The sequence below is a fragment of the Pseudomonas moraviensis subsp. stanleyae genome (assembly GCF_036283065.1).
Taxonomy (GTDB): domain Bacteria; phylum Pseudomonadota; class Gammaproteobacteria; order Pseudomonadales; family Pseudomonadaceae; genus Aquipseudomonas; species Aquipseudomonas stanleyae.
Genome location: NZ_JAADJI010000011.1, coordinates 186,365 through 206,076 on the forward strand (window position 1 = coordinate 186,365; position 19,712 = coordinate 206,076).

A 19,712-nucleotide genomic window follows, 5' to 3' on the forward strand; every position below is an offset into this window, starting at 1 on the left:
GGGTTTTTTATGTCTGAAACAACGAGTTCAGCGATACCAGCGGCTGAACGCCCCCGGCTCTCCGCGCAGCTCACTCTGCACCGTGGAAAGCATGTCGGTCATGCGCTGCACGAAGGTATGGTTTTGCGCAATTGTCGCCCTGCCCTGCTGGGCAATCGCCCTGCGCTCTTGGTCATGCTCGAGGTAATAGCCGCAGATCTCAATCAGATCCTGAGTGTCGCGGTAGGTCACCAGATCCTTGCCGTCGGTGAACAGCCTGCGCAGATCCTCCTTGTCGTTGGTGACAAGGAAGCCGCCACAGCTGAGTACATCGAACACGCGCATCGGCAGGCCGGATTCGACGAACGAGCGAATGATATTGAGGTTGATTTTCGAGCGCTGGAAGATTCTTGGCATCTCAGTGAAGTGGTCGGCATGTCCCGCGTAGCCGGCTATCTGAGCCCGCCATTCCTCATTTCCGTAGACCGCAACGCTAAAGCGTTCTTCAAGCCGTTGGATGACGTCAATGCGTTCCTGCCACGAATGCTCTCTGCCCAGCAGATAAGCCAGTTTCTCCGTCACCAAAAGATAGTGATCACCCGCCAGCGGGTAGCCCGACTCCTGCTTGATAGCACTGACGAGCTCAGCACCCAGTTGCGCAGACAGGTTCAAGAAACCGTCGGGCCGATTCAGCGAGTCGATCAGGCGCTTACTACCTTCGCGAGTCCGCGCCGACAGATGCGGCAATATCGAGGTTCGATATTCAGTGCGGGTCAGATTCCCAACGAAACTGATGTCATCTTCCGCGAGCGAATCATGAGCATGAAAATCGACCTGACCGATGCGCTCCAGGTTCGCCGCGACCGGAAGATGATAAACCTGGCGCACCCCGCTCTGCCTCAACCGCCGCGCCACTGCCGCGTCGTAGATGAAGGTAAAGCTGTGCGAATGATTGATGGACTTGTCGTAGATCGGGTAGCACGGTGTATCGATCACCCAGGCCAGGTAAGGGATTTTCAGCAGCTCGCAGACTTCACTGATGTACTGATTGAAATTGACGGTCAGCACATAGTCGGGTCGCGTGCTCATCAGCCCCATGACGCTGTCTTCGTTCAGCGCCAGAGTCGTCACACTGAAACCCAGGTTCTGCAGGGCCTCGGCACAGTCACCCGAGATAACGGTGGCCTCGAACACTACAATGGAGGCAGCGGTTTTTGATTGTTCGGAATACGCAGTCAATTCCCACAGACCTTTTTCATCTTTGATAATTTTCCGTTGGCAGTGGCTCACTCATTTCCGGTCGCCACACTCTCCAACCGATACCCATAGCCATAAATCGTCAACAACTGCCAACCGCGATCCGCTGTCAGCCCGAGCTTGTTGCGCAGGCGGTAGATATGCGTGTCCAGCGGCCGCGAGGAAGTGGTCTCTTCGTTCGGCCAGAAGCGCTCATACAGATAATCCCGCGATAGCGGCCGACCCAGATTGCTGAACAGACACCGCGCCAGGCGGTATTCGCGCTCGGTCATGAGGATCGGTTTGCCTTCACGGGTGACGGTCAGTTCGGCGTCGTCGAAAGTCAGATCGTGGAACGTCTGCACTTCACCTGCCGGGCTGCGTGGTTGGCTGTGCCGACGCAATACCGCCGCCACCCGCGCCTTCAACTCGTTGGGGCGAAATGGCTTGCTGACATAGTCATCGGCGCCGGCATTCAAGGCTTGAACGATATCGTTCTCGCCATCGCGACTGGTGAGCATGATTGCAGCGGGTGGCGCGTCCATGTGTTCGCGGGTCCAGCGCAGCAGCGCCAGGCCGGTCAGGTCCGGTAGTTGCCAGTCGAGGATCAGCAGGTCGAAAGTCTCCCGGCGCAACTGGCGCAACAAGTCTTCGCCGCGCTCGAAACTGTGCAGTGACCAAGGCTGTTCGCCAGCTTCAGCCATTTGTTCCAGGGTTTGCTCGACCCGGCGCAGTTCGGCGGGTTCGTCGTCCAGAATGGCAACGCGCATCGGCGGTGTTCCTTGTCGCTGGGGCTGGGATGTCGACAATAGCGACTCCCCGGCCGCGATGAAAGAAGCGGCCCGTCGGTGGTCGACGTCCGCTATGATTCTTCAGGTCTACGCCTCAGACCTGAGCCCTATGAAACCATTCCCACTGCCCTGCCCCTTGCCTCATGCATAACACTCAACGTCGGCGTGAAAGTCGTGAGCCGAGCCAGGTCCAGCGTCTGTTCCGACGATTGGTGCGCGAGTGGTTGTGGATAAGTCTAGTGCTATTGCCGCTGACTGCTTTGCTGTCTTACCGCGCCCAGATCAATCTGCACAACCCGTCGCCTGTGCTCGGCGCGCTGCTATCGGTGGCAATGGTCGCCTGTGTCCTGGGGTTATTGCTCTGGCGGCCGCGTTGGGCGCTGTGGGTCACCTTGGTCGGCATGGCGTGTGCGCTGATCGCCAGCGCCATACTCGCCGAGATCCGCTATTGGTGGTCGCCGACGTCTGCCACGCTGGGCATGTTGTTCGGTTACCTGATCTGGAACTGGCGGCGCCTGAGTGTGGTGCTGACCTACTTCGGCTGGGAGCTGGCGCGCCTGGACAGTGAACCGAAAGTCTTCCCGGAACGACGCCGGACCCGCTTCACCGGTGCCGATGAGTTGCAAGGCCAGATCATGGCGCTCGAACAAGCCATGAGCCGCACCCGCGATACCCGGCGCTTTATTGCCGATGGCCTGGAATACCTGCCGGTGGCGACACTGATCAGTGATCCGCAGGGCAAGATCCTGCTGGGCAATCGCAAGGCACGCGAGTTGTTCGAGGATCCGCTGGTGGGCGACGACGTACTCGACCAATTGGCACGACTCGGCTATCCGGAATTATCCACAGCGCCGCAACCGCCGCTGGCCACGCTGGCGCTGCTGGAATTTCGCGATCACAAGGAACGCAGTCTGCGCCTGGAAAGAGCGGCGCTGCTGCCGGTCGATGGCGATACGCCGATCGGCTGGTTGCTCAGCCTGACTGACTTGAGTGCCGAGCGTGCGGCCGAGGAGCAGCGCGGCGTTCTGCTGCGCTTTCTCTCCCATGATCTGCGCGCGCCACATTCGGCCATCCTCGCCTTGCTCGATGTGCATCGCCATCAGGCGGGCGGTAATGCGCCGCTGTTCGAGCAGATCGAGCGTCAAGTGCGCCGCGCGCTGGATCTGACCGATGGTTTCGTCCTGTTGGCGCGAGCTGAGTCCGAGACCTACCAGTTCCGCCCGACGTTATTCGCGATGCTGGTATTGGACGTGCTGGATCAGGCCTTGCCTATCGCTCAGCAAAAACGCATTGAGCTGCTCAACCATGTCGATGAAGACTGCCAGGAGCGCCTGCTTTTGGCCGACCAGGGATTACTGACGCGCGCCCTGTTCAACCTGCTGGAGAACGCGATCAAGTACAGCCCGGCAGACACCGCTGTGCAACTGAAGGTCAGTTGTCACGGGCAGTGGCTGCGCTGCGAATTGACGGATCAGGGCAAGGGGATAGCTGCCGATGAATTGCCTGACCTGTTCAGCCAGTACCGGCGTTTCTCCTCTGCCCAAGGCATCGACGGCGTGGGTCTGGGTCTGTCGATGGTCAAAGCCGTTATTGATCATCATGGCGGCACGATCGAGTGTCACAGCGTAGTCGATGCGGGAACCACATTCCGCATCGAGTTGCCGCTGATTGCTGAATGAGCGGGTACAAAAAAGCCGGCTATAACAGCCGGTTTTTTTACATCCGAATAAAACTTATGCACGGATTCCGTTGAATTTAACGATTTTGAAATATATAGCAAAATCAACGAGTTATAGGTCGATTACGGTCTTTTCAAGCGAAAGCGTACACAGGTTATCCACAAATTTCAGACAGCCAGTTGATCACTTGCAGCGGGGGCCTGTGGCGCCGGTGGCAGCGAGCCCATTTCGCGCTGGGTTCTCTCGTTCCACGCCTGCACACGGTCATTCAGATCAGCAATGGCGCGCGGCCCGCTGCCTTCGGCATACATCGGTTCGCCGATGACCACGGTGATCACTCCGGACTGTTTGCCCCAGCCGATTTTCGGCCAGAATTTGCCGGCATTGTGTGCAATCGGCAGCACTGGAAGCGCCGCATTCACCGCCAGAGCGCTGCCACTGCGGGAGAACTTTCCGACGGTGCCGTATGGGACTCGTGTGCCTTCCGGGAAGATCAGCACCCAGACGTTGTCCTTGAGCAGCTCGTCGCCCTTGGCTGCGACCTGTTTGAGCGCAGCCTTCGGGTTGTCGCGGTCGATGGCGATCGGGCGCAGCATGGCCATGGCCCAGCCGAAGAATGGCACGTAGAGCAATTCGCGCTTGAGCACTTGGCTCAAGGGCGAGAAATAAGCCGAGAGGAAGAACGTCTCCCAAGTGCTCTGGTGATTCGATTGAATCACACAGGGCCGGTCCGGCACGTTCTCCGCGCCTTTGATTTCGTAGCGGATACCGAGAAACACCTTGGTCAGCCACAGGGCGCACCGGCACCAGTACACGTTGATAAAACGATAGCGCGCCTTGAAGGACAGAAAGGGCGCGATGAAAAAGCTCAGGCTGCACCACAGCAACGCTGTTGTGCCCAGCAGCAGATAAAAAACGAAGATTCTGAAGGCCCGCAGTATCGACATGGCGACGGTTACCGTTACGGGGCAATGCCCGACTGTTCAAGCGCACTCCCGAGCAATCCCTGGCCAGGAAATTCAGAAGTACTCTAGTTGTGGATAAGTTCTGCGGCAATCGCCGCCAGATCGTCAAAAATCAGAGTGCCAACCGGCAGGGTCTTGCCCTGAGTCTTCTCGCCTTTTCCGGTCTTCACCAAAACTGGCTGTGAATCGACGGCTTTGGCGGCCTCCAGGTCACCAAGGCTGTCGCCGACGAACCAGACGTTGGTCAACGGCACCGTGTAATGCTCGGCGATGGTTTTCAGCATCCCCGGTTTCGGTTTGCGGCAATCGCAACCTTCGTCCGGGCCATGCGGGCAGTACACGATCAAACCGACTTCGCCGCCCTGCTCCGCGACCAGCTCGCGCAGGCGCGCGTGCATGGCCTCGAGGGTGGCGAGGTCGTAATAGCCGCGAGCAATGCCCGACTGGTTGGTGGCCACCGCCACCGTCCAGCCGGCCTTGCTCAACTGCGCAATCGCTTCGATCGAGCCGGGCAGCGGAATCCACTCCTCCACCGACTTGATGTAGGCATCGGAGTCGTAATTGATCACCCCGTCACGATCGAGAATCAGCAGTTTCAACAGCAACCCCTCAACCCAGCAGCGAAATGTCGGCAACACCGAGGAACAGACCACGCAGACGCGCCAGCAGCGCGTAACGGTTGGCCCGCACATTGGCGTCGTCGGCATTGACCATCACCGCATCGAAGAACGCGTCCACCGGCTCGCGCAGTGCCGCCAGGCGGGCCAGCGATTCGTTGTACTGACGCGCCGCGGCCATCGGCTGCACAGCCTGATCCGCTTGCTGGATCGCCGAGTACAGCGAGAACTCGTTGGCATTGTCGAAGTACTTGGCCTCGACCACGGTCGGTACCGAGCCTTCGACTTTGCTCAACAGGTTCGACACACGCTTGTTCACCGCCGCCAGCGCTGCCGCTTCCGGCAGTTTTCGGAAGGCCTGCACCGCTTGTACACGCTGGTCGAAGTCCAGCGCCGAACCCGGCTTCAGTGCACGTACCGACAGGTAAGTGGCGACATCGACGCCTTCGTCTTCATAGCGCGCCCGCAGACGGTCGAAGATGAACTCCAGCACCGCCTCGTTGAGGCCGGCAGCCTTGACCTTGCCGCCGAACGCATTCACCGCGAAAGCGACGGCGTCGTTCAGGTCGAGATCCAGTTTCTTTTCGATCAGGATACGCAGCACACCCAGTGCCGCGCGGCGCAGGGCATACGGGTCTTTGCTGCCGGTCGGCAGCATGCCGATACCGAAGATACCGACCAGGGTGTCGAGCTTGTCGGCGATCGCCACGGCTGCACCGGTCAGGGTCGCCGGCAATTCCGCACCGGCACCGCGTGGCATGTACTGCTCGTTCAGCGCCAGCGCGACGTCCTGCGGCTCGCCGTCATTGAGCGCGTAGTAGTAACCGGCGACGCCTTGCATCTCCGGGAACTCGCCGACCATTTCGGTGGCCAGGTCGCACTTCGACAGCAAGCCTGCGCGGGCAGCCCACGAGGCGTTGCCGCCGATGCGGGCGGCAATGTACGCGGCCAGTTTCGATACGCGCTCGGCCTTGTCGTAGACGCTGCCGAGTTTTTCCTGGAACACCACGTTCTGCAGGCGCAGGTTGAACGCTTCGAGCTTCTGCTTCTTGTCCTGCTTGAAGAAGAACTCGGCGTCGGTCAGACGTGGGCGCACCACTTTCTCGTTACCGGCGATGATCTGCTGCGGGTCTTTGCTTTCGATGTTGGCCACAGTGATGAAACGTGGCAGCAACTTGCCGTCGGCATCCAGCAGGCAGAAGTACTTCTGGTTGTCCTGCATGGTGGTGATCAGCGCTTCCTGCGGCACGTCGAGGAAACGTTCCTCGAACGAGCACACCAGTGGCACCGGCCATTCGACCAGCGCGGTCACTTCGTCGAGCAGCGTCGGTGGCACGATTGCGGTGCCTTCCTGGCGCGTGGCCAGTTCTTCGGTGCGCTTGCTGATGATCTCGCGACGCTCGTTGGCGTCGGCCAACACATACGCGGCACGCAGGTCGGCGAGGTAGCTCGACGGCGAACCGATGCGCACGGCTTCCGGATGGTGGAAACGGTGACCACGGGAATCACGGCCAGCCTTCTGCGCGAGGATCGTGCAGTCGATGACCTGATCACCGAGCAACATCACCAGCCACTGGGTCGGACGCACGAACTCTTCCTTGCGCGCACCCCAACGCATGCGTTTCGGGATCGGCAGGTCGTTCAGCGAATCTTCGACGATAGTCGGCAGCAGGCTTGCGGTCGGCTTGCCGGCGATGTTCTGGCTGTAGCGCAGTTTTGGACCGCTCTGGTCGATTTCGCTCAAGTCGACGCCGCACTTCTTGGCGAAGCCGAGGGCGGCCTGAGTCGGATTGCCGTCAGCGTCGAACGCGGCCTGACGTGGCGGGCCGTCGAGATTGATGCTGCGATCCGGCTGCTGAGTGGCCAGCGCCGTGATCAGCACAGCCAGACGACGCGGCGCGGCATACACGGTTTTGCTTTCGTAGTTCAGGCCGGCGGCTTGCAGGCCCTTGTCGATACCGGCGAGGAACGCGTCAGCCAACGTGTTGAGGGCTTTGGGTGGCAGTTCTTCGGTGCCCAGTTCAACCAGAAAATCTTGCGCACTCATTGTGCAGCCTCCAGCTTGGCCAGTACTTCGTCACGCAGGTCCGGGGTCGCCATCGGGAAGCCCAGCTTGGCGCGTGCCAGCAGGTAGGCTTGCGCAACGGAACGCGCCAGGGTGCGCACGCGCAGAATGTATTGCTGACGCGCGGTCACCGAGATCGCCCGGCGCGCATCCAGCAGGTTGAAGGTGTGCGAAGCCTTCAGCACCATTTCGTAGCTTGGCAACGGCAGCGGCTGGTCGAGCTCGATCAGGCGCTTGGCTTCGCTTTCATAGAAGTCGAACAGCTCGAACAGCTTGTCGACGTTGGCGTGTTCGAAGTTGTAGGTGGACTGCTCCACCTCGTTCTGGTGGAACACGTCGCCGTAGGTGACTTTGCCGAACGGGCCGTCAGCCCAGACCAGGTCGTAGACCGAATCGACGCCTTGCAGGTACATCGCCAGGCGCTCGAGACCGTAGGTGATCTCGCCGGTGACCGGGTAGCACTCGATGCCGCCGGCCTGCTGGAAGTAGGTGAACTGGGTGACTTCCATACCGTTGAGCCAGACTTCCCAGCCCAGACCCCAGGCGCCGAGGGTCGGCGATTCCCAGTTGTCTTCAACGAAGCGGATGTCGTGGACCAGCGGGTCGAGACCGACATGCTTGAGCGAGCCCAGGTACAGTTCCTGGAAGTTGTCCGGGTTAGGCTTCAGGACAACCTGAAACTGGTAGTAGTGCTGCAGACGGTTCGGGTTTTCGCCGTAACGGCCGTCAGTCGGACGGCGGCTTGGCTGCACGTACGCGGCGTTCCAGGTTTCCGGGCCGATGGCGCGCAGGAAGGTCGCGGTGTGGAAAGTGCCGGCGCCTACTTCCATATCGTAGGGCTGAAGTACCACACAACCTTGCTCGGCCCAGTATTGCTGGAGCGCGAGGATCAAGTCTTGGAAGGTACGCACGGCTGGCGTAGGCTGGCTCACGAAATTCACCTGTTTCTTGGGCTGCGATTTAAAGAGCGGGAGTATACCCGATTCGTTGCTGCGCACGCCCCCTGGAGCCTTATGCCACGCTGCTTTTGGTGTACCGAAGATCCGCTGTACATGGCTTATCACGATCAGGAGTGGGGCACGCCGCTACGCGATGCGCAGGGTTTGTTCGAGTTGCTTTTGCTCGAAGGGTTCCAGGCCGGGCTGTCGTGGATCACCGTGCTGCGCAAACGCGAGCGTTATGGTCAGGTGCTGTTCGGCTTCGACGTGCAGCGCGTGGCGCAAATGAGCGACGCCGAGATCGACGAGCTGATGCTCGACCCCGGCATCATCCGCAACCGCCTGAAACTCAACGCCGCCCGGCGCAACGCCCAGGCCTGGCTGGCGCTGGAGGACCCGGTGGCGTTTCTCTGGTCGTTCGTTGGCGACCAGCCGATCATCAACCATTTCAAGGATCGCAGCGAAGTCCCGGCGATCACCCCCGAAGCGCTGGCGATGAGCAAAGCGCTGAAAAAAGCCGGATTCACCTTCGTCGGCCCGACCATTTGCTACGCGCTGATGCAGGCCTCGGGCATGGTCATGGACCACACCCGCGATTGCGACCGCTACGCGCAGCTTGCCAACGGCGGTTAGAATGCCCGCCTCGCGCACAGCACAAAGATCAGGAGTGACCTGTGGAAAAGTTTAAAGGCGCCTTGCTGGTAGGCGCTCTGCGGCTGTTTGCCCTGCTGCCATGGCGGGCCGTGCAGGCCGTGGGTTCGGCGATCGGCTGGATCATGTGGAAAACCCCCAACCGTTCTCGCGACGTGGTGCGGATCAACCTCGCCAAATGTTTTCCACAGATGGATGCAGCCGAGCGCGAGCGTCTGGTCGGGCAGAGCCTCAAGGACATCGGCAAGTCGCTGACCGAAAGCGCCTGCGCGTGGATCTGGCCGGCGCAGCGCTCGATCGATCTGGTTCGCGAAGTCGAAGGCCTCGATGTGCTCAAGGATGCGCTGGCTTCGGGCAAAGGCGTGGTCGGCATCACCAGCCACCTGGGCAACTGGGAAGTGCTCAATCATTTCTATTGCAGCCAGTGCAAACCGATCATTTTCTATCGTCCGCCGAAGCTCAAGGCTGTGGATGAATTGCTGCGCAAGCAGCGCGTGCAATTGGGCAACAAGGTCGCCGCATCAACCAAGGAAGGCATTCTCAGTGTCATCAAGGAAGTGCGCAAAGGTGGTGCGGTGGGCATCCCCGCCGACCCGGAACCGGCCGAATCCGCCGGGATCTTCGTGCCGTTTTTCGCCACCCAGGCGCTGACCAGCAAATTCGTGCCGAACATGTTGGCCGGCGGCAAGGCGGTCGGCGTGTTTCTGCATGCCCTGCGCCTGCCGGATGGCTCCGGCTACAAAGTGATCCTCGAAGCCGCGCCAGAAGCGATGTACAGCACCGATACCGCCGAGTCCTGCGCGGCGATGAGCAAAGTGGTCGAGCGCTACGTCGCGGCGTATCCGAGCCAGTACATGTGGAGCATGAAACGCTTCAAGAAGCGTCCGCCGGGAGAGGCGCGCTGGTACTGAGCGAATGCGATCTGGTGACGGTCAGTGCAGACGCCTTGCGCTGTCTGTAGCTCAAGGAGCCTGCCGCTCAAGCTTCTTCAAGAACACCGTCATCTCCTTTTCCGCCTGTTTGTCACCATGGGTGCGGGCCGCTTCCAGGCCCTGTTCCCAGGCCTGACGCGCAGCGGCGTGATCGCCTAGCGCCAAGTGCGCCTTGCCCAGCAATTTCCACGCTGCCGAGTATTTCGGGTCAAACGCGACGCAGCGCTGGAAATGCTCGGCAGCCTTGGCGCTGTCGCCCAGATCCAGAAAACCCTTGCCCAGGCCGAAGCGCAAAAGAGCGTTATCGACACCCTTGGCGAGCATTTTTTCCAGGGATTCGAGCATTGGTGGATTCCTTTCTATCGTTCGTCAGAGAACCTGCGAGTCTGTCAGACCGCTTTCGCGAGCAGGCTCGCTCCCACATTTGGAATGCATTCCCCTGTGGGAGCGAGCCTGCTCGCGAAGGGGCCATCACGGGCAGCGTTGTCTTCAGGTCAGAAAAAGCTCAGCCCCACATGAAACAGCTTCTCCACATCGCGAATATGTTTTTTATCCACAAGGAACAGAATCACATGGTCGCCCGCTTCGATCACCGTGTGGTCGTGGGCGATGATCACTTTCTCGTTGCGGATCACCGCGCCGATGGTAGTGCCCGGCGGCAGGCCGATCTTTTCGATTGGCTTGCCGATTACCTTGCTGGATTTCGCATCACCGTGGGCTATCGCTTCGATCGCTTCCGCCGCGCCCCGTCGCAGTGAGTGCACGCTGACGATATCGCCGCGGCGCACGTGGGCGAGCAAGGTGCCGATGGTCGCCAGTTGCGGGCTGATGGCGATGTCGATGTCGCCACCCTGGATCAGGTCGACATAGGCCGGGTTGTTGATGATCGTCATGACCTTCTTCGCCCCCAGCCGTTTGGCCAGTAGCGAGGACATGATGTTGGCTTCATCGTCATTGGTCAGGGCGAGGAAGATATCGGCGTCGGCGATGTTCTCCTCCAGCAGCAGATCGCGGTCCGAGGCACTGCCTTGCAAGACCACGGTGCTGTCGAGGGTATCGGAGAGGTAGCGGCAGCGCGTCGGGCTCATCTCGATGATCTTCACCTGATAACGGCTTTCGATGGCCTCGGCCAAGCGCTCGCCGATCTGCCCGCCACCGGCGATGACGATGCGTTTGTAGGTTTCGTCGAGGCGGCGCATTTCGCTCATCACCGCGCGAATGTCCTCGCGGGCGGCGATGAAGAACACCTCGTCATCGGCCTCGATGACCGTGTCGCCCTGCGGCAGGATCGGCCGGTCACGGCGGAAGATCGCCGCGACGCGGGTTTCGACGTTCGGCATGTGCTCGCGCAATTGGCGCAGTTGCTGGCCTACCAGCGGCCCGCCGTAATAGGCGCGCACCGCCACCAGTTGCGCCGCGCCTTCGGCGAAGTCGATCACCTGCAGGGCGCCGGGATGCTGGATCAGGCGCTTGATGTAGTTTGTCACGACCTGCTCGGGGCTGATCAGCACGTCGACCGGAATCGCTTCGTTCTGGAACAGTTGTTCCTCGCGGTTGAGATAGGACGCTTCGCGCACGCGGGCGATCTTGGTCGGTGTGTGGAACAGCGTATGCGCGACCTGACAGGCGACCATATTGGTCTCGTCGCTGTTGGTTACGGCGACCAGCATGTCGGCGTCGTCGGCGCCGGCCTGACGCAGCACCGACGGCAGCGAGCCCCGGCCCTGCACCGTGCGGATGTCGAGGCGGTCGCCGAGGTCGCGCAGGCGCTCGCCATCGGTGTCGACCACGGTGATGTCGTTGGCCTCGCTGGCCAGATGTTCGGCCAGCGAACCGCCGACCTGTCCCGCACCGAGGATGATGATTTTCATCCAGTCACTCCATGAATCCGTTTAGCCGCGCACGGCAGCGATCTTGATCAGCTTGGCGTAGTAGAAACCGTCATGCCCGCCCTGCTGGGCCAGCAACTGGCGACCATGGGGTTGCCTGATCCCGGCCGCTGTGGCCAGGTCCAGTTCGCGGGCACCGGGGGTACGCTCAAGGAACGCGGCGATGACTTCGGTGTTTTCCGTCGGCAGCGTCGAGCAGGTGGCGTAGAGCAGGATGCCGCCGACTTCGAGGGTCTTCCACATGGCATCGAGCAGCTCGCCTTGCAGGTGCGCGAGGGCGACGATGTCGTCGGCCTGGCGGGTCAGCTTGATGTCCGGATGGCGGCGGATCACCCCGGTGGCCGAGCAAGGTGCATCGAGGAGGATGCGCTGGAACGGTTTGCCGTCCCACCACTTATCGATATCGCGACCGTCGGCAGCGATCAGTTCCGCGTTGAGGCCGAGGCGCTCAAGGTTTTCCTTCACCCGCACCAGACGCTTGGCTTCCAGATCCACCGCCACCACGCCGGCCAGCGCCGGTTCGGCTTCGAGGATATGGCAGGTCTTGCCGCCGGGTGCGCAGCAGGCGTCGAGCACCCGTTGGCCGGGCGCCAGATCGAGCAGGTCGGCGGCCAGTTGCGCAGCTTCGTCCTGCACGCTGATCCAGCCTTCGGCGAAACCCGGGAGACTGCGCACGTCGGCGGCGGCTTCGAGGACGATGCCGTCGCGGCTGTACACGCAAGGTGTCGCGGCGATCCCGGCTTCGCCCAGCAGCGCGAGATAAGCGTCGCGACTGTGATGGCGGCGGTTGACCCGCAGGATCATCGGCGGATGCGCGTTGTTCGCTGCACAGATCGCTTCCCATTGTTCCGGCCAGAAGGCTTTCAGGGATTTTTGCAGCCAGCGCGGATGAGCAGTACGCACCACCGGATCACGTTCCAGTTCGGCGAAAATCGCTTCGCTTTCGCGCTGGGCATTGCGCAACACGGCGTTGAGCAGGCCTTTGGCCCACGGCTTTTTCAGCTTGTCGGCGCAACCGACAGTTTCGCCGATGGCGGCGTGGGCTGGCACGCGGGTGTAGAGCAGTTGATACAGACCAACCAGCAGCAACGCCTCGACATCGGCGTCGGCGGCTTTGAACGGTTTCTGCAGCAGTTTTTCCGCCAGCGCGGAAAGACGTGGCTGCCAGCGCGCGGTGCCGAAGGCCAGATCCTGAGTGAAGCCGCGATCGCGATCCTCGACCTTGTCCAGTTGCGTCGGCAGAGAGCTGTTCAGCGAAGCCTTGCCGCTGAGCACAGCGGCGAGAGCCTTGGCGGCGGCCAGACGCGGGTTCATTGCGCGTCCACCGCTGCGCCGAGCACGCTGCCGACGGCGAATTTCTCGCGACGGCTGTTGAACAGGTCGCTGAAGTTCAGCGCCTTGCCGCCGGGCAATTGCAGCCGGGTGAGGCACAGCGCTTGCGCACCGCAGGCGACGATCAGGCCATCCTTGCTGGCGCTGAGGATTTCCCCCGGTGCGCCAGTGCCTTCGGCCACGGTCGCGGCCAGCACTTTCAACGCTTCGCCATTGAGCGTGCTGTGGGTGATCGGCCATGGATTGAAGGCGCGCACCAGGCGTTCCAGCTCAACCGCCGGACGGCTCCAGTCGATGCGCGCTTCGTCTTTGTTGAGTTTGTGCGCATAGGTGGCGAGTTCGTCGTTCTGCACTTCGCCTTGCAGGGTGCCGGCAGCCAGACCGGCAATCGCCTGTACCACAGCGGGCGGACCCATTTCGGCGAGGCGATCATGCAGAGTGCCGCCAGTGTCTTGCGCGCTGATCGGCGTGACGACCTTGAGCAGCATCGGCCCGGTGTCGAGACCGGCTTCCATGCGCATCACTGTCACGCCGCTTTCGGCATCGCCGTGTTCGACCGCGCGCTGGATCGGCGCCGCACCACGCCAGCGCGGCAGCAGCGAGGCATGGCTGTTGATGCAGCCCAGACGCGGAATATCCAGCACCGCCTGCGGCAGGATCAGACCGTAGGCGACCACTACCATCAAATCCGGTTTCAGCGCGGCCAGTTCTGCCTGAGCGTCGGCATTGCGCAAGGTCGGCGGTTGCAACACCTGGATATTATTTTCCAACGCGAGTTGTTTGACCGGGCTCGGCATCAGTTTTTGCCCACGGCCGGCCGGGCGATCCGGCTGGGTGTAGACCGCGACGATCTCGTACGGGCTGCTCAGCAGGGCCTTGAGGTGTTCGGCGGCAAATTCCGGGGTACCGGCAAAAACAATGCGCAGTGGCTCAGTCATGAAAGGCGTCTCATAAAAAGAAAAAGGCTTGCCGCAGCAAGCCTTTGAAGAGGGGCATCAAGCGTTCTGGCGGTGCAGCTTTTCCAGCTTCTTCTTGATCCGGTCGCGTTTGAGCGTGGACAGGTAATCAACGAACAATTTGCCGTTGAGGTGGTCGCATTCGTGCTGGATGCACACCGCGAGCAGGCCTTCGGCGATCAGCTCATAGGGCTTGCCGTCGCGGTCCAGCGCCTTGATTTTGACCTTCTGCGGGCGGTCGACGTTTTCGTAGAAGCCCGGTACCGAGAGGCAGCCTTCCTGGTACTGGTCCATGTCGTCGGTCAGCGGTTCGAACTCGGGGTTGATGAACACCCGTGGCTCGGTTCGGTCTTCGGACAGGTCCATCACGACGATACGTTTGTGCACGTTGACTTGGGTCGCGGCGAGGCCGATGCCCGGCGCTTCATACATTGTTTCAAACATGTCGTCGACCAACTGACGCACTTCGTCGTCCACTACGGCCACTGGTTTGGCGATAGTGCGCAGACGTGGGTCCGGAAATTCGAGGATGTTTAAAATGGCCATAGGCTTCGATTGCTGCACACGTTGAGTAAAGTCGGGTCGATGGCCTGGCGGGTCCGAAGATGCAGGCTACCGTTGTGAAGCGTAGCTTCCGAAAACAGAAGCGAGCCACGGGGGCTCTGACGATTCACGCGAATGCACATGATAAAGGGATTCACTGCATGAGGAAAACACTACTCGCCCTGCTGCTTCTGGCTGCGGCCGGCGGCGCTCAAGGGCAAGTGCAACTCAGGGATGGTTTTCCACAGCAATACAAGGTGGTTTCCGGGGACACCCTCTGGGACATTTCCGGCAAATACCTGCGCGAGCCCTGGCAATGGCCACAACTGTGGCGGGCCAACCCGCAGATCGAAAACCCCAACCTGATCTACCCCGGCGACACGCTGACCCTCAGCTACGTCAACGGCCAGCCGCAACTGACGGTCAACCGTGGCGAGTCGCGCGGCACCATCAAGCTCTCGCCACGGATCCGCACCAGCCCGGTGGCCGAGGCGATTCCGAGCATTCCACTGAAATCGATCAACAGCTTTCTGCTGAGCAACCGCATCGTCGACAAGGCTGAAGACTTCGACAAGGCGCCATATATCGTTGCCGGCGATGCCGAACGGGTGCTCAGCGGTACCGGTGATCGCATTTTCGCCCGCGGCCATTTCGATCCGGAGCAACCGGTGTACGGTATCTTCCGCCAGGGCAAGGTCTACACCGACCCGCAGACCAAGGAGTTTCTTGGCATCAATGCCGACGATATCGGTGGCGGCGAGATTGTTGCCACCGAAGGCGACGTCGCCACTCTCGCCCTGCAGCGCACCACCCAGGAAGTGCGCCTCGGTGACCGCCTGTTCGGCGGTGAAGAACGCTCGATCAATTCGACCTTCATGCCCAGCGCGCCGAAGCGTTCCATCGACGGCGTGATCATCGATGTGCCGCGCGGCGTCACGCAGATCGGCGTGATGGACGTGGTCACCCTGAACAAGGGCAAGCGCGATGGTCTGGCCGAAGGCAATGTCCTGGCGGTGATGAAAACCGGTGAAACCGTGCGTGACCGCATCACCGGCCAGCCGCTGAAGATTCCCGATGAACGCGCCGGCCTGCTGATGGTGTTCCGCACCTACGACAAGCTCAGTTACGGCCTGGTGCTCAACGCGTCACGCTCGCTGGCGGTGCTCGACAAGGTGCGAAATCCGTAAGCTTGCTTAACAAGTTACCAACAGAGTTATCCACAGCTTGTTCCGAATGGTTCGGAGCATAGAACGATCAAGGATGATCCATTCATGTTGTCTGTCAGTACGGCCGTTTCTCCGGCAGAACTGGAGGCGCGCCTGCGCCTGCATCGCCTGCCGGATATCGGCCCAAAACGTTTTGCCAAATTGCTTGAAGCCTTTGGCTCGGCGTCGAAAGCCATCAGCGCGCCGGCCAGTGCCTGGCGCTCGCTGGGGTTGCCGGCCGCCTGTGCCGAGGCGCGGCGCTGTCCGACCGTGCGCGACGGCGCCAGCCACGCAATGCGCTGGCTAGAGCATCCCGACCAGCATTTGCTGATGTGGGATCAAGCGGATTACCCAGCGTTGCTGGCGCAAATTCCCGATCCACCACCGCTGTTATTCGTCGCCGGCGATCCGTCGATTCTGGAGAAACCGCAGCTGGCTATGGTCGGCAGCCGCCGCGCCTCGCGTCCCGGGATGGACACGGCGGCGGCATTTTCCCGCAGTCTGGCCGGTGCCGGTTTTGTCATCACCAGTGGTCTGGCGCTGGGCATCGATGCCGCTGCGCATCAGGCCGCGCTGGACATCGGCGGCTTGACCGTGGGTGTGCTCGGCACGGGGCTGGAAAATTTTTATCCACAACGCAATAAACGCCTGGCTGAGGCAATGGTTGCCTCGGGCAGCGCGGTGCTTTCCGAATTTCCGCTGGACGCCGGGCCGAGCGCAAGCAACTTTCCCCGGCGCAACCGCATCATCAGCGGTTTGTCCCTCGGTGTGTTGGTGGTCGAGGCCAGCGTTGCCAGTGGTTCATTGATTACCGCGCGGCTGGCGGCGGAGCAAGGGCGCGAGGTTTACGCGATTCCTGGCTCGATCCATCACCCCGGCGCACGGGGCTGTCACCAGTTGATTCGCGACGGCGCGGTGCTGGTGGAAACCATCGAACACATCCTCGAAGCCCTGCGCGGCTGGCAACAGCCGCTGTTATCCACAACGCCAACCCAGGCTGACCACCCTTTGCTTGCGCTGCTGCACGCTGCGCCGCATACCAGTGAAGCCCTGGCCGCGAGCTGTGGCTGGGCGCTGCCGAAAGTGCTGGCAGCGCTGACCGAGCTGGAGATCGAGGGCCGTGCGGTATGCGAAAACGGCCGCTGGTTGGCGCGGTCAAGCTAGGTTTTACGAGGAAGATCGGTAAACTGCGCGAAACCTGTTTGTGGAGAGTTTTTTCATGGTCAACAGTTGGCGTGTGCAACAAGCCGCGCGTGAAGTTCGCGCCGGCGCGGTGATTGCCTATCCAACCGAAGCCGTCTGGGGGCTGGGTTGCGACCCGTGGAATGAAGACGCAGTGGACCGCTTGCTGGCGATCAAGAATCGCTCGGTGAGCAAAGGGCTGATCCTGGTCGCCGACAATATCCGCCAGTTCGATTTCCTGTTCGAGGACTTCCCGCAGGACTGGATCGACCGCATGGCCAGCACCTGGCCGGGGCCGAACACCTGGCTGGTGCCGCACCAGAACCTGTTGCCGGAATGGGTGACAGGTGTGCATGACACCGTGGCGCTGCGGGTCAGTGATCACCCGCAAGTGCGCGACTTGTGCTCGCTGGTCGGGCCGCTGATCTCGACGTCGGCCAACCCGCAGGGGCGACCGCCGGCACGCACGCGCTTGCGGGTCGAGCAGTATTTCCGTGGGCAGGTTGACCTGGTGCTGGGCGGCAGCCTTGGCGGACGCAAGAACCCCAGCGTGATTCGCGACCTGGCCAGCGGTGACGTGATTCGTCCTGACTGACCCCGGTTCTTCTGTGTTTTTGCGGACTCCTCGGCGGTATCGCCGAGGAGTTCTACGCATGCCTGCACTATTCCTGCATCCGTTTAACGTTTATCCGTCGCTATTGTTCTTTCATGCGTCAGACGAATCTTTGAGTCTGCAATATCTGTAAGTTTTCCCACGTGATTATCAGAACGCGTGCAGTGGCGAGATTTCCAAAAGCATCCATTCTTTCAATGTGCTTGAAACAACTTCGAAATGTTAATGGCTGCGGAGAAGTAATGGATATTACGGATTTACACCTAAAGGATTATCTGCAGGGCTTTCAGGAAACACTCAAGAACCAACAGGTCGATTATCGTGTGGCCATTCTTGAGGCGGGATCGGACGCCGGAGAATTCGAGCGTTTCATTGGCCGGCAGTTTCGCCTGCGATTGCAGCATTACATGCTCACCTCAAGAGCCCGGGCGCTGGAAAACCGCTTGGCGCTCACTTCGCGCAGTACGCACTTTTTGCTCTACCAGCGTGACCAACTCATTGCGGTGTTGCGGGCAACTCCGGCGCCGTTCGAGTGGGCCTCACTGGCGCAGCATCATGTCTCGCCCACCATGGCATTGGCGCGGCATGTCGAGTTCAGCCGCCTGATTACCCATTCCCAGCAGCATCGGCCCGTGTCGATCAATGGTCTGCTCGCCACTGCTGCCGAGTGGGCGATCGATCGCGGATATCAAGGGGTGACGGCTTTGTGCAGATCGCCGCAGCGGCAGCTGTTCCAGCGTTTCGGCCTGACACCGATCGCTTCGCACGCGATGCATCTCGAACAACGCGCCCGTGGCGATTATTGGCTGTTGTCTGCCGAGTGGCGACAAATACTCATGGCCCTTGATCATCCTGTAAACATCAACGCACATCAGCCGGAGTATCGTGATGAATATAACCGTCAGTATTGATCCGCCGATCATCGATGAGTGGGCTGAGAAGTGGCTGGTCCTTGAGTCGAAGAAGTTGCGCAGGAAGTTTGCCAACCGTCGGCCGGCCTCGAAGAAACTTCATCGAAAGATGTACTTGATATAGCGGGAAGATACTCGGCGAACTCATGGAAGAGTTCGCCGGGTAGCAACTTCAAGCGTTATGGCAGCAGAATCGTGGAGCCGGTAGTGCGCCGTGCCGACAGTTCGGTTTGGGCTTTCGCCGCATCGGCCAATGCATGGCGCTGGCTGATGTCGACCTTCAGTTTGCCGCTGATGATCATCTCGAACACCTCGTCGGCCATGCGTTGCAGATTCTCGGCATTGTTGGCGTAGGTCGCCAGCGTCGGCCGGGTGACGTACAGCGAGCCCTTCGCGGCAAGAATGCCCAGATTGACGCCGTCGACCGCGCCCGAAGCATTGCCAAAACTCACCAGCAGGCCACGCGGCGCCACGCTGTCCAGGGACGTGAGCCAGGTATCCTTGCCGACGCCGTCATACACCACCGGGACTTTCTTGCCGTCAGTCAGGGCCAGCACGCGCTCGGCCACGTTTTCATGGCTGTAATCGATGGTGGCCCAGGCGCCGTTGGCCTTGGCCAGTTCGGCTTTTTCCTTCGAGCTGACGGTACCGATCAGCTTCACGCCGAGCGCCTTGGCCCATTGACAGGCCAGCGAGCCGACGCCGCCCGCTGCGGCGTGGAACAGAATGGTTTCGCCGCCCTGCAGTTCGTAGGTCTGGCGCAGCAGGTACTGCACGGTCAGGCCCTTGAGCATGACCCCGGCGGCGGTTTCGAAACTGATTTCATCGGGCAGGTGCACCAGATTGTCCTGCGGCAGAACATGTACCTGGCTGTAGGCGCCGAGTGGGCCGCTGCCGTATGCCACGCGATCGCCGACTTTAAAACGGGTGACGTCGCTGCCCACTGCCTCGACGGTGCCGGCGCCTTCCGAACCCAGGCCAGACGGCAACGCCGGTGGCGGATAAAGACCGCTGCGGTAATAGGTGTCGATGAAATTCAGGCCGATCGCCTGGTTGGCCACGCGCACCTGATTCGGTCCGGGCGCGGCGGGTTCGTAGTCAACATATTCGAGCACTTCGGGACCGCCGTGGGCGCGGAACTGGATACGCTTTGCCATCTGCCTGCTCTCCTTGGATCGTCGCTAAGCCCTCTATCCAACTCCGCTGGTTGATCTTCGTCAACTGCGGC

Annotated in this window: 19 protein-coding genes; 7 read left to right on the plus strand and 12 right to left on the minus strand. The window is 60.9% G+C overall.

All coding sequences use genetic code 11. The annotated features are described in order from the left end of the window. Positions 1-27: 27 nt before the first annotated feature. Both GXB78_RS20900 and GXB78_RS20905 read right to left on the minus strand, forming a co-directional pair. Positions 28-1,269: a CgeB family protein gene (locus tag GXB78_RS20900; RefSeq protein ID WP_329516802.1), complete on the minus strand. Its 1,242-nt coding sequence runs from the start codon at positions 1,267-1,269 to the stop codon at positions 28-30. After that, positions 1,266-1,985 (minus strand): response regulator transcription factor, encoded by a 720-nt coding sequence (locus tag GXB78_RS20905; protein WP_329516803.1) that lies wholly within the window; start codon positions 1,983-1,985, stop codon positions 1,266-1,268. The genes GXB78_RS20900 and GXB78_RS20905 overlap by 4 nt, the downstream gene beginning before the upstream one ends. A gap of 164 nt (positions 1,986-2,149) precedes the next feature. On the opposite strand from GXB78_RS20905, the gene GXB78_RS20910 reads away from it, so the two are divergent. Then, a complete protein-coding gene (locus tag GXB78_RS20910) occupies positions 2,150-3,685 on the plus strand; it encodes a sensor histidine kinase (protein ID WP_329516804.1) in 1,536 nt (511 codons plus the stop codon). 167 nt (positions 3,686-3,852) lie between these two features. On the opposite strand, the gene GXB78_RS20915 is transcribed toward GXB78_RS20910, so the two are convergent. The 4 genes from GXB78_RS20915 to glyQ form a co-directional block, all read right to left on the minus strand. Further along, a complete protein-coding gene (locus GXB78_RS20915; RefSeq protein WP_329516805.1) occupies positions 3,853-4,632 on the minus strand; it encodes a lysophospholipid acyltransferase family protein in 780 nt (259 codons plus the stop codon). Positions 4,633-4,715: 83 nt separating this feature from the next. Beyond that, positions 4,716-5,255: a D-glycero-beta-D-manno-heptose 1,7-bisphosphate 7-phosphatase gene (gene gmhB / locus GXB78_RS20920; protein ID WP_164488352.1), complete on the minus strand. Its 540-nt coding sequence runs from the start codon at positions 5,253-5,255 to the stop codon at positions 4,716-4,718. 4 nt (positions 5,256-5,259) lie between these two features. Further along, positions 5,260-7,314, minus strand: a complete 2,055-nt coding sequence (gene glyS, locus GXB78_RS20925) for a glycine--tRNA ligase subunit beta (protein WP_329516806.1) — start codon at positions 7,312-7,314, stop codon at positions 5,260-5,262. Beyond that, a complete protein-coding gene (gene glyQ / locus GXB78_RS20930) occupies positions 7,311-8,264 on the minus strand; it encodes a glycine--tRNA ligase subunit alpha (protein ID WP_003187265.1) in 954 nt (317 codons plus the stop codon). The genes glyS and glyQ overlap by 4 nt, the downstream gene beginning before the upstream one ends. Before the next feature lie 81 nt (positions 8,265-8,345). On the opposite strand from glyQ, the gene tag reads away from it, so the two are divergent. Both tag and GXB78_RS20940 read left to right on the plus strand, forming a co-directional pair. After that, a complete protein-coding gene (tag, locus tag GXB78_RS20935) occupies positions 8,346-8,903 on the plus strand; it encodes a DNA-3-methyladenine glycosylase I (protein WP_329516807.1) in 558 nt (185 codons plus the stop codon). A 41-nt stretch (positions 8,904-8,944) separates the two neighbouring features. After that, the gene (locus GXB78_RS20940; protein ID WP_024014955.1) at positions 8,945-9,832 is read left to right on the plus strand and encodes a lysophospholipid acyltransferase; all 888 of its coding nucleotides are present in this window, start codon (positions 8,945-8,947) and stop codon (positions 9,830-9,832) included. A gap of 51 nt (positions 9,833-9,883) precedes the next feature. Here GXB78_RS20940 and GXB78_RS20945 read toward each other — a convergent pair whose 3' ends face one another. The 5 genes from GXB78_RS20945 to def form a co-directional block, all read right to left on the minus strand. After that, a complete protein-coding gene (locus GXB78_RS20945; protein ID WP_329516808.1) occupies positions 9,884-10,198 on the minus strand; it encodes a tetratricopeptide repeat protein in 315 nt (104 codons plus the stop codon). Between the two features lie 149 nt (positions 10,199-10,347). Next, on the minus strand, positions 10,348-11,724 hold the full coding sequence (gene trkA, locus GXB78_RS20950; RefSeq protein WP_329516809.1) for a Trk system potassium transporter TrkA: 1,377 nt from the start codon (positions 11,722-11,724) through the stop codon (positions 10,348-10,350). Positions 11,725-11,745: 21 nt separating this feature from the next. Then, on the minus strand, positions 11,746-13,056 hold the full coding sequence (rsmB, locus tag GXB78_RS20955) for a 16S rRNA (cytosine(967)-C(5))-methyltransferase RsmB (protein WP_329516810.1): 1,311 nt from the start codon (positions 13,054-13,056) through the stop codon (positions 11,746-11,748). Continuing rightward, positions 13,053-14,012, minus strand: a complete 960-nt coding sequence (gene fmt, locus GXB78_RS20960; RefSeq protein WP_329516811.1) for a methionyl-tRNA formyltransferase — start codon at positions 14,010-14,012, stop codon at positions 13,053-13,055. Before fmt ends, rsmB begins: the two co-directional genes overlap by 4 nt. Positions 14,013-14,069: 57 nt before the next feature. Then, positions 14,070-14,576, minus strand: coding sequence for a peptide deformylase (gene def, locus GXB78_RS20965; protein ID WP_042608254.1), 507 nt, complete (start codon positions 14,574-14,576; stop codon positions 14,070-14,072). A 158-nt stretch (positions 14,577-14,734) separates the two neighbouring features. On the opposite strand from def, the gene GXB78_RS20970 reads away from it, so the two are divergent. The 4 genes from GXB78_RS20970 (at position 14,735) to GXB78_RS20985 (ending at position 18,484) form a co-directional block, all read left to right on the plus strand. After that, positions 14,735-15,760, plus strand: a complete 1,026-nt coding sequence (locus GXB78_RS20970) for a LysM peptidoglycan-binding domain-containing protein (RefSeq protein WP_329516812.1) — start codon at positions 14,735-14,737, stop codon at positions 15,758-15,760. An 84-nt stretch (positions 15,761-15,844) separates the two neighbouring features. Next, entirely contained in the window at positions 15,845-16,942 is a 1,098-nt protein-coding gene (gene dprA / locus GXB78_RS20975; RefSeq protein WP_329516813.1) for a DNA-processing protein DprA, read from the plus strand. 55 nt (positions 16,943-16,997) lie between these two features. Then, positions 16,998-17,555, plus strand: a complete 558-nt coding sequence (locus GXB78_RS20980) for an L-threonylcarbamoyladenylate synthase (RefSeq protein ID WP_329516814.1) — start codon at positions 16,998-17,000, stop codon at positions 17,553-17,555. A 161-nt stretch (positions 17,556-17,716) separates the two neighbouring features. After that, positions 17,717-18,484 carry a hypothetical protein gene (locus GXB78_RS20985; protein ID WP_329516815.1) on the plus strand — a complete coding sequence of 256 codons (768 nt, stop codon included), beginning with the start codon at positions 17,717-17,719 and terminating at the stop codon, positions 18,482-18,484. A 179-nt stretch (positions 18,485-18,663) separates the two neighbouring features. On the opposite strand, the gene GXB78_RS20990 is transcribed toward GXB78_RS20985, so the two are convergent. After that, on the minus strand, positions 18,664-19,641 hold the full coding sequence (locus GXB78_RS20990) for a quinone oxidoreductase family protein (protein WP_329516816.1): 978 nt from the start codon (positions 19,639-19,641) through the stop codon (positions 18,664-18,666). Positions 19,642-19,712 lie beyond the last annotated feature (71 nt).